Source organism: Methylobacterium sp. J-072 (assembly GCF_022829425.1).
In the GTDB taxonomy this organism is placed as follows: domain Bacteria; phylum Pseudomonadota; class Alphaproteobacteria; order Rhizobiales; family Beijerinckiaceae; genus Methylobacterium.
In genome coordinates, this window is the sequence record NZ_JAKSYK010000157.1 from 1 (window position 1) to 8858 (window position 8858).

General features: G+C 61.6%; 7 protein-coding genes. All 7 read right to left on the minus strand.

What is annotated here, in order from left to right; all coding sequences use genetic code 11:
• Positions 1–209: 209 nt before the first annotated feature.
• Positions 210–1676 (minus strand): DUF6538 domain-containing protein, encoded by a 1467-nt coding sequence (locus tag MKK67_RS18060; RefSeq protein WP_243966840.1) that lies wholly within the window; start codon positions 1674–1676, stop codon positions 210–212.
• A gap of 329 nt (positions 1677–2005) precedes the next feature.
• On the minus strand, positions 2006–2749 hold the full coding sequence (locus tag MKK67_RS18065; RefSeq protein ID WP_243966843.1) for a hypothetical protein: 744 nt from the start codon (positions 2747–2749) through the stop codon (positions 2006–2008).
• 11 nt (positions 2750–2760) lie between these two features.
• Entirely contained in the window at positions 2761–3837 is a 1077-nt protein-coding gene (locus MKK67_RS18070; protein ID WP_243966852.1) for a TniQ family protein, read from the minus strand.
• 3 nt (positions 3838–3840) lie between these two features.
• Positions 3841–4944, minus strand: a complete 1104-nt coding sequence (locus tag MKK67_RS18075; RefSeq protein WP_243966860.1) for an ATP-binding protein — start codon at positions 4942–4944, stop codon at positions 3841–3843.
• Complete coding sequence (locus tag MKK67_RS18080) at positions 4937–5983, minus strand: Mu transposase C-terminal domain-containing protein (RefSeq protein ID WP_243966862.1); 1047 nt, start codon at positions 5981–5983, stop codon at positions 4937–4939. Before MKK67_RS18080 ends, MKK67_RS18075 begins: the two co-directional genes overlap by 8 nt.
• On the minus strand, positions 5905–7233 hold the full coding sequence (locus tag MKK67_RS18085) for a hypothetical protein (RefSeq protein WP_243966864.1): 1329 nt from the start codon (positions 7231–7233) through the stop codon (positions 5905–5907). Before MKK67_RS18085 ends, MKK67_RS18080 begins: the two co-directional genes overlap by 79 nt.
• Entirely contained in the window at positions 7230–7931 is a 702-nt protein-coding gene (locus MKK67_RS18090; RefSeq protein WP_243966866.1) for a hypothetical protein, read from the minus strand. Before MKK67_RS18090 ends, MKK67_RS18085 begins: the two co-directional genes overlap by 4 nt.
• Positions 7932–8858: the final 927 nt, after the last annotated feature.

Genomic DNA, 8858 nt, shown 5'->3' on the forward strand with positions numbered 1-8858 from the left:
GTCCAGCGTCAGATCATCGACGTGAACACCGTCCGGGACCGACGGCATTGACGGGTTGGAGATCGGCATCGTGCTGCCCTCGGGCCACAACGCTGATCAACGCCTGAGCCACCCGCCAGCACCGAAAGTGCGGATGAACCATGCTTCGACGCCGATCCACAGGTCATTTTTCCGAAACAGAGAGGTGACGCTTCGACGCCAATCCACAGCTATGCCGAATCACGTCCTCCTGCTCGTGGAGGCGGCGCATTACGGGCGCCTGCAGGCCGACGTCGGTAAAATCGCTCCGCTTCTCGATCCTCAGCTCGCGCGTTCGGAAGCTCCCGATTCGATGGGCAGGCCGTCGTCGGGGCCGAAGGTCCGCAGCTGATTCCGACCTCGTATCTCGGCATCCGGCAGATTGCTTCGAACATCACGTCCATCGGATAGCGACCGTAGTGCTCGCCCTCGGTGCGCGGAGCATGTCCTTGGATTGCGTCGAGCAATGCGGGGTCGATTCCCGCGCGGCGGCCCATCGTCTTGAAACGATGGCGCCAGCCGTGATTCGGATCCACGCCGGGGTCGTCGACCCCGATCGCGCGGACCCAGGCGGCGAGGCGCTCGCCGACCTTCTTGTAAATCGGATGCGCGGCATGCCCGTTCCGGCCGCGGGCAGGGTCGTAGAAGAGTGCTCCAGATCCACAGCCGAGGACGAAGTCGACGAAGCCTTGCTCGACGAGGTGCGGGTGAAGCGGCACGTCGCGCCACCTGCCGGTCTTCACGCTTCCCGCTTCCGGCGTGATGCGGATCACCCAGGCGGCGCCGTCCCGACGCACGTCGCGGGCGCGAAGCTGCGTCATTTCGTTGACGCGTGCCCCGCCATACGCGCAAAGCCAAGGAATCCAACGCCGTGCCGCAGCGTGCTCCCGCGACAGTCTCGCATCGTGGGGATCGAACGAAGCCCGCAGAATCATTACGGCCTCGCAGTCGGTGAAATCCCGGTCGCGGAGCTGCGGCTTGTCGGGTACCATCACCACGACTCCTGCGGCGGGATTCATGTCGAGACGGCCGTTCGCCACCGCCCAGTTCATGAGGGCCTTCGTCGCAGCGATGTAGGCGTCGCGGACGGTTCGCGGGTCGCGGCCGGCAGCTAGCAGATCTCGCTTCCAGGCGATCAAGTCTCCGCGCGTCACGAGAGCGAGGTCGTCGGTGCCGAGCGCTTCCTCGAGCGCCGTTAGGACGCCGGCCCAGCGCTTGATGGTGGACGGCGCGAGCTTCGCCTCGGCAGCGTAGGTCTCGAAGGCCGGACGCCAAGGAACGGATCTTGTCGGCGCGGACGGAACGGCCGGAGGGCTCGAAGGAGTGGGCGCGACCCGATTGGGGTCGCTTCCGAAGGAACGACAATCAAACGAATGCTGATCGGAAGGAGGCTCCGTCCCGCCTTTGGGCGCGCCTTTGGGGGGCGGCGCGAGAGAGGCGAGGGCGGCCGCCGATCGCCTCAGAAGCCCCCAGCGCTCGTCGATCTCGACGGCTGCCTGAAGGTACCGCGTCCTGGCGAGAGCCGGCTCCTTCGTTCCGAGCGTCCTGCGCTCCTCGCACCTTCCGAGCAGAGACCGCAGTTCCTTCGGCACGCGGCGCCGGAACCAGTACATGCCAGTCTTTGGATGACGCCATGGGCGTGCGAACGGCATCGGCATGGTGTGTACCACCTTTGTGTACCACCGCGACGGCCGCAAGCAATTGATTTGCTTGAAGTTTCTTCCGGATCAAAGGCTTACAGAAGGAATGGCATCACGAACACCAAAGATTTTCCAAAACCACCCGCTAAGTCATTGATTTTTCTTAAGATGAAATTTGGAATTCGCTATTCTCCAGGGTTTTTATAGGCGTAATATTGCCTCGTTTTACAACACAATCTTGCGCGCAACCAAGCTATGAGGTGATGTTTCAGCTGCCAGTTCGCCAATCACGCAAAAACAAAGCCCCAGCTTTCGCCGGGGCTTCGCAGAATTCCAATCGTTGATATCTACAACATCGCGCTCTTCAGATAAAATGTAGCTCCAACTTTGTCGTTGCTGATGGCCGGCTTTTTGCCGAGCCGATCCAGATCGGTTTTCAGTTTATAGGCATTCGTATTGTAATGCTTCGAAAGATTCCATAAGGATATGTATTTTCTTTCGAAGGCTTCAACTTCATCAATCCGAACGATGTCCGTGGGACATTTATTGACTGGATTGATCCGTGTTTCTGGCCGAAGGTAGCCACAGGCGATCAATGCTTTGACTACTCGTTGATGGATGCCGAGACGCTTCTGAAGATGGTTTGCGGTGAAGCCATCGAGATCCGGCGCGCGCACGCGTTCCAGAACTTCATCGGCATTGACGATGACGCCGTGGAAACCCGGCACCTCCGGATCTATGCCAACCCAGCTGAGCCTTCCGTCCAGGATCATGCGCAGCACGTTGGGCATGGTGCAGTAGGCCCGCTTGGCCGCTTGCGGAATGTCCATGACCGGCGGTTCCGGGTTCGGGTGGACGACGGCGCGAGCGGTGAGGCTGGCGAGGAAGTCGTCCAGATCAGCCACCGCGTAGGTGGCGTGTTGGCGTTGCCGCGCGACGGCGTGTTTCACAAAAGGCTTGATGAAGCCGGCTCGGGTCAGGGTGATGATATGGGCGTACCGCGTCCGCAAATGAGCTGTGACGCCGCGAAGCCGGATACCCTTCCCGATCCGGAGCAAGTACGGTGCCGCAACGACCGCGTCGAACAGCACCTCCGAGTCCTTCAGCGGGGCATCCGGTGGGATGAGCCCTTCCGCGATCGGAATTTTGCGGAGGCGCTTGGGATGCTGCCCGGTCTCGACAGCTGCCGTCGTGATCGAGTGAATCCGTCGACGATCGACGGGAAGCCGACGACACGGTCACCTGGTCCGAAGGGTATGTGCTGGAGCGCGTGCTCGTGGACGATGCGGCGCAGCGGGGCGTACCCAGGATCGGGACGAGGGAAGGTCAAAAAAACCTGCAGGCTGCCGTAAGGGGTGCGCGAACCGTGGTACTCCGGCTTCCACGTCTTCTGCCTGCCTCTCAGATCATCCAGAAAGCTGCGAACGCTCGCCTCACCGCCGTGGACGATGTGAAAACCGTGATTGGCTGCCTCGCGCCGAGCGACCTCGCTTAGGGCACGACGTTCCACATTTGCTACATGCAACGCCACGATCCCAACCGCCTCGCAGGTCCGCGCAGCTGCATACCAGGGCATGGCGTCCAGCAGCGGCGAGGGAGTGGGTGTGTTGGAGAACCGGGCGACGAGATAGGCCTCGGCTGCCGAGCGCTCTACGGGCTGAGCTGAGGTCGCACGGTCGTCTATGGTGGACAGGGTGGACGCAATGGTCCGGGCGAAGTCGTGGGCGTTATCACCGTGCCCGGCCTCGCCGATCGGCTCCAGCAGCACATGATGGTGAGGGCAAGCCCGGATCGGTCTGAACTGCCATATCATCCGGCCGTAAACGGCCGCTGTCGTCGGCAAGGTCGACGTCGCGATATCCGCGGCGAGACACCTCGGGCAGATGTGCGTCTGAGCGCAGCGTAACATCTTCTGCTGGACGAGCTCGCCCCGGAAGCAATGGATGTGACCGCGTGCGGTCAAGGCCGCGCGCGCGATGTCGTCCGCCGGCACCGCCGTCAGATCCGCGAATGCGGCGAGCGCGTCCGGGTCGCCGGCGACGATCGGCGCGTAAGCGACGCCTAAGCAACGCAGGAAAGCCCGAGCCGAGCCGCCGTGATGAAGCGCCGTGACACGGGCGGCGTAGCTCGTGACACTCTCCTCTGGCATTAGGGGAAGGAAAGGAAGCAGCGTCGACATGGCTTACCCCCGCTTCGATTTCGTGGATTTGGCGGCGGAACGGTCCAGAGAAGGTTCGTCGTCATCGGCGATCGTCTTGCCGATATCGAGCGCGCGGAATGGGTCGGTGGCCTCCCAGTCGTCGGCGACGAAGGGGTTATCCCCCGCATGCACGCCCCTGCTTCGGGCAAACGCGCGGGCGAAATCCTCTGGGATCAGGGTGCACAGCGGCTGAGCGTCTTCGGGCTTCACCCGGTCGAGGCGCTTGAGGCAGCACTCTATGGCGTCCTGGACGTACTCGATTGAACGGCCAAGTTGATACCCGCCAGCGTGGATCAGGCGGGGCGCGATCCACACGATATGCTCCGGTGCCACTTCGAGATCGGCGACGCTCGCGAGACGACGGATGATGCTTTTCATCCGCGGACCGTCTTCTGCCATCGTGAGGCTATCGAGCGAGACGAATTTCAATCGTTCGCCGACCTGTGTATCCTTGTGCAAGGCCGCTGTAAGTTCCGGAATGCCAGAGAATATCAGGGCAACCGGCCACTCGTCATCGATCATCAAACATTTTAGGGTGTTGATGATCCGCTTAATCTGAACTGCGTTTGCCGGCTGCGTAATATGATGCGCTTCGTCGATATGCAGAAACTTGACACCCATCAGCTTGAGCTGATTACGAACCATGTGGGCGAGGCGCACCTCCTGCCGTGGCAACTCGGTGATCGGCATGCCGAGTTTCCGCAAAGTGTCGAGGGCGAATCGATCGAGCGTGCACGCGCCATGCGGCTTGACGGTCACGAGCGGACAGTCGGGTCGACCGTAGCCGGGAAATGCGGGATGCTCGCGGAAGACGCGCTTCAACAGGGTGCTCTTACCAGCTCTCGGCTCGGCGATGACGGCGATCCCGCGCGCTTCATGTTCCAGCGTGATGTCGGGATCATCTGCACGTTCGCGCACCTCGATCATCAGACCGATGAGGTCGTCGATGTGCTCGGTGACTTCCTCGTGCTTCGGGTGTCGGAAATACGTGCCCCGGACGCGCTGCATGATCGCAGTGCGTCGCCTCTGAGCCTCGGATCGGACGCTTCGGAAATGCGTGAACGGATCGATCAGCGTATCAGACATCGGGCGTCTCCATGATCCAGTCATCGTCGCTATCCTGCTCGGGAGGGAGCGTTTCGGTCGGCATCTCCTGGTCGGTGTGCGGCTTGGGCGGCCTTCGGCGCCTGGAGGGACCGGGATCCAGATCGGCGAGGGGACCCGTCACCGGGATGCCCTGGGCCAACGGATCCGCATGCGACGGCGGATCCGAGCGGCGGCTATCGACTGGGACATCGAAGCCTCGGAAGAGCTCTTCCTCGGCGCGGCCGATCAGGGCGGCGTTGTAAGTATGCGGGGCAATCGTGAAACGACGCTCGGCCTTGGCGGCGATGGCCCGGATTTTTTGCAGCGCTTCCGCGATGACTGGCCGGCTCGCCGCCGCGGCGATCTTATGACGCCGCCGCTGATCCCGAACCACGGACAACCAATCCCGGACCGTGGCGCCCTCAAGGCCAGAGGTGGCGCAGGGAACAGTCACCCAGGCCTTGCCGATCTGGACGGAGATCCATCCGAGGTCCTCGACGTCGAGCCGAACCGGGAGGTCGAGGTTGCCCTTATTCGCCAGGACCCGGGCCAGCTCCTCAGATTGATAGTGCAGTCCGAAGACCCGGATGCCCATCCTGGTCAGCGTGCGCGTGATGTGGATGCCGAAGATCGTACGCTGCTGATGCGCGCCGGGAACGACGCGAACGGCTCCGCGCTCGCGCATCAGCCGGATCCAGGCGTTGCGCGGGGTCTCCCCGTTCAAACCTTCGTGCGGCGTGTTGTGATAGACGTCGATATCGTAGATTACGAGCGCCTGCGCCAATTCATCGACGAACACGCTCGCGTTCTCGACCGCGTCATAGGCCCCCTTATCGGCAACGTTCGCGAACGTTTGCCCGCTGAACAAGGACAGAAACTGGGTTCTCGTCGTGCCGAACGACCTCTCGATATGACTGCGCCTGTTTGGCTGTCCGATCTGCGAGGCATCGAATTGGACGCTCAGATCGGCGAGAACCTGGCGCGTCCAATCTCCGCGGAAGGCCCATGCGCCGTCGGGCGATATCGCCGGGGTAGGCACGCGTACTCCCACGGCGTGCGCGCGCCCATGGCGGTGGCGAGCGCGGTCTTGTCGTTGATCACCATCCGCAAGAGCGTGATCGCCGCCTGCGCCGTCTCGTTCGGCGTCAAAAGCTCGGCGAGAATGCACCGGCTGGCGACGTCGAAGGCGCGCAGCAGGTACCAGCGCTTTCGCGGCACAGCGGCCTGCTGCTCCGGCGTCAGCGTCGCCCAAATACCGCCCTCAACACAGTACTGGATCAGCGAAAGCTGACAACCGTCAATCTGCACGAGTTCGCCGATCTGTGTAACGTCAAACTGCTGCCTCGTCGCACAGTGCTTGTTAATGGCGAATTTTAAGCTGTAACGGGCGGCATCTCTTTTAAAGAGTGAGATACTCTGAATCCGAGCAGAAAACGTCGTTGAGCCGATTTGGCGCAACGGCGGCAAGTTGTGTTCTGCGCGCTTGGTATTCTTGGCCTCCAACGCAATTTCGTAGTCCGCATAACACTGTTTTTGCGACGGCCGTTTCAGGCTCATGTACGCGTCGATTGCATCCAGAAGCGGCTCGATCTCATCGGGCTGGTAGCGGGCCAGATAATTTCCGGAGTCGCCGTTGCGTTGCCGCAATCCCCAGAGCTCGCAACCGGCATCCTCGTACGCGTTGACATAATCCTGCAGCGTTCGCGAACCGGGCAGCGCGCGGAATACGATTTTGGTGCCGGCGCGAATCTTCCTCGGCGCCCCAGACTTCGTCAGGCTCGGTTGCCGCTCGCCCTGCTTCAACGAACCGTCAGCGCATTTCGCTGTCTCGTGACGGGCATAGTCGAGCTGCAGCAGGTCGGGCCCCGCCAGACGCATTGCCTCTGCGAAACCCGCATCGGTGCGATTGACACGCTGCTTGCCCTTAGGCGGCGGATTCTGGCGGTGGAGCTTCTCGAGACGAAGGAACGCCTTGACGCACGCCTCCCTGAAGCGACAGCCGGGCAACTCTTCGACGGGGATGTCGTCCGTGCTTTCCAACAGTGTTCGGGCTCGCGCCCGGGCTCGAGCCTCAGTGTAATAGGCCGTATCGTGGCGGAATTCGGGATGCTGTCGCTCGATCTCGAACTGAGCGAAGGCTACGTGATCGGCAATATCAGTGCCGAATGGTTGTAGTATGTAACCGGTTGCGGTCATACCTTTACAGGTCAGGGCGCGGCCGCTGCTGAGCACGATACGGTCGGCAACCCCGAACTGATAACGTGGGACGATGAGCGTTGGACCGGTCATCGCGCGACGCTCCGGCCTGCGGCGCGCACGAGGGTACCCCCGGAGATACGGCCATCGCCCTGAGCGACGACGCGGCCTGAGCCAATCAGGCGGACGATCGCCCGAAAGGCCTCCCCCGCGTAGGCAGTCGCATCTCGTAAATTCGCGACGCTGATCTGACCGGTAATATTCGCGAGTACGGCGAGGATTGCCGCGTCAGCGTCGCCTGGCGGATCGCGCCGACAGTCGTGCAACAGCGCGCTGTTATGCAGAGTGGCCCGCGGCAGATCACGCTCTGTGATGAGCACGATCTCATCCGCAATCGCTGGCGAAATCCGCCCGGCCAAGTCGGCCAGATACGCCTCGAAGCTTATAGCTCCGGCGCGACGATGCGGCTTATAGGAGACGGCTTTGCGCGTGCCGTCGTACATCGTCAGGATGGCATCGAAGTAGTGGCGGCGAATCGAGCCTTCATTGTCTCTGTAGATGGCTTCCTGCTGCTCCCGAATATCAACGACATCGCCGCGCGCGAGTGCGTAGTGGAAAAAACCGAGCTCGCCGCTCGATTCGTAGATGATCTGTCGTGGACGTGGAGCAGCCGTCACCAGAATACCCTGATTGCTGCCACGACTTCGAAAATTCGTCGGCATCCGGTGTGCAGCACTCGGCTCGGTTGGATACCAGACTTGATCAGAGGTACAATCTGTGCGCCGGGTCATAGATTAATCCTCATGGTTTTGAGTGACACGGACATCAAAACGATAGGTGCGCCTCGACGTCCGTCGGGACCCGTAGTCGTCGCTTTATTTGGTCCGGCCGATCCGGAACTCGCGGAAGGTGCCGTCATCATTCAGGATGGCGTCCACGATCAGGCCGCGGATCAAGCGACAGACCACCGGGAGCGCGTCGATCAGGTTTTCGGGCGTATTATTCGCCCCCGAGACAGCGTCTAGGCAGTCGAGAGAGTGAGCTGCGAAGGAGAGATGCTCATCGATCCCCGAAGGCGATCGACGTCATTTGGGACTATGGTGCGGACGTGATGCATGAGGGCTCCGATCTGCAATAAGCCACGGCCCGCACCCAAGCTGTGGATAACAGCGGGACGGAATGGCGACTGGCCTTGCAGGCCCTCCCGGACGATGGCACCGTCATATCGTGCTTTTTGGCACGACTCGGTCTTCCTCATCCCGCGAGGGACCAGGGCGGCAAAGCCATCGGATCCGAAAGGATCCTGCTGTTGAGGAGCTTCTGCTAGGTTTGCACGCCTTGGCGCAGAAGTTCCGGCTCAATAGGGCGCGACGGCAACGTCGCGCCCATTTGCTTTTCACGTCATCGTGTCCTCCATTTCGAGCGATCGCTCATAGGTCTTGGCGCGACGCATCTAAGTGGATGCGTCAGCCCAATAGGCTAATTGAGATTGAGTTTTCCGAGCCCGTCGCTCTGGAGCGCGGCGTAGCCATTCGGCTACGCAGGTTACGCGGTCCTAAACCGTACCGCACGAGGGCGTGACCTGACCGGCTGGCTTTGGACCGGGCTGATTGAGAGGATCAGCCAGGACCGGAGGAGTCGGACATGCGGCGAGGTCAGAAGACGAACGCGGAGCAGGTGGTGCTCAAGCTGCGCCAGATCGAGGTGCAGACAGCTCA